The sequence below is a fragment of the Bacillus cereus group sp. BfR-BA-01382 genome (assembly GCF_022663475.1).
Taxonomy (GTDB): Bacteria; Bacillota; Bacilli; order Bacillales; family Bacillaceae_G; genus Bacillus_A; species Bacillus_A thuringiensis_S.
This window is the reverse complement of sequence record NZ_JAKUFQ010000234.1, coordinates 1-1430: the sequence shown is the minus strand read 5'-3', so window position 1 is coordinate 1430 and position 1430 is coordinate 1. Positions and strand designations below refer to the sequence as shown.

Sequence of the window (1430 nt, the reverse complement as noted above, 5' to 3'; positions counted from 1 at the left end):
ATTTCAAACAATTGCAGATTATTTGAATAGATGATGAAGGAGCCTGCAAAAGAGGCTTCTTATTTTTTTAAATAAACGTTTGTTTAAGCTGTATGTTCGGTAGGAAGAAACCGATGTAACTTAAGGGTTAAGAAAGAAAAATGGAGAATTAATCAAACGCTTGTTTAAGATATATGTTTGGTGCAGAATCTAAAAAAATTATATATTTATTTTTTTCTTAACAAATGGCGGAAAAATAAGAAAAATTCGCAGGATTATTAAAAATTATCACGAAATAAGTAAAAGTTTAGCGAATAATGGTTTGAAATAATAAAACGTTTTCTATATGATAAAGGTAAAGGTTAGTAAAAAAGTAGGTGAATTTATGACAGTAACATTTTATTCATATCCAAAGTGTGGCACATGTCAAAAGGCAAAGAAATGGTTTGAGGCAAACGATGTAGCATATGAGATGATTCATATTGTTGAAAATCCACCATCAAAAGAAGATTTACGTAATTTACATGAAAAAAGTGAATTACCATTAAAAAAATTCTTTAATACAAGTGGAATGCGTTACCGTGAACTTGGTCTGAAAGATAAGTTGAAAGATGCAAGCGAAGACGAAATGTATGAGCTTTTAGCATCTGATGGCATGTTGATTAAACGTCCAATTGTAACAGATGGAACGAATGTAACACTTGGTTTTAACGAAGAGCAGTTTGAAAGTGTGTGGAAAAAGTACCAATAAGGTATTTTTACATAATTAATACATTCACTGGAGGTACAGTCATGAGCATTCCAAATAATTTACGTTACTCTGAAGAACACGAATGGGTAAAAACTGAAGGTAATGAAGTTGTTATCGGTATCACTCACTTTGCACAAGGTGAGCTAGGCGATATCGTATTCGTTGAACTTCCTGAAGTAGGTGCAACAATCGAAGCTGACGAGCCATTCGGAAGCGTAGAATCTGTTAAAACAGTTTCTGAGTTATACGCACCTGTAAGCGGTAAAGTTGTAGCAGTAAACGAAGAATTAAGTGACCAACCAGAACTTGTTAACGAATCTCCATACGAGGGTGCATGGATGGTTAAAGTTGAACTTTCTGATGCAAGCCAAGTTGAGAAGTTATTAACTGCAGAAAAATATGCAGAAATGACAAACCAAGACTAATTATAGTCGACTAAAGGACAGCCTTTGTGCTGTCCTTTTTTATTTTGTGTAAAATAATGAATGTAGAATCATATACTAATTATCGTGTAGGAGAACGTTTTTTGAAAAAACTTTTTCGTTTAATCTTTATGCAGGTCTAGCCGTTTTTGTTTTTCGTTGTCTAGCTCCAGCGACTAGATTGTTCGGTGGCTTCGCTTCTTCCTACAAGGCAAAAAGCGCCTCTACGTCAGAAGCTCCATCCCCCTCACAATCTAAACGAGCCGCTTCCGCTTTTC

At 34.7% G+C, this 1430-nt stretch carries 2 protein-coding genes; both read left to right on the top strand.

Annotation, left to right across the window (positions count from 1 at the left end):
• Positions 1 to 364 precede the first annotated feature (364 nt).
• The gene (locus tag MR160_RS33620; RefSeq protein WP_000218968.1) at positions 365 to 730 is read left to right on the top strand and encodes an arsenate reductase family protein; all 366 of its coding nucleotides are present in this window, start codon (positions 365 to 367) and stop codon (positions 728 to 730) included.
• A 41-nt stretch (positions 731 to 771) separates the two neighbouring features.
• Positions 772 to 1155: a glycine cleavage system protein GcvH gene (gcvH, locus tag MR160_RS33615; RefSeq protein WP_000026896.1), complete on the top strand. Its 384-nt coding sequence runs from the start codon at positions 772 to 774 to the stop codon at positions 1153 to 1155.
• Positions 1156 to 1430: the final 275 nt, after the last annotated feature.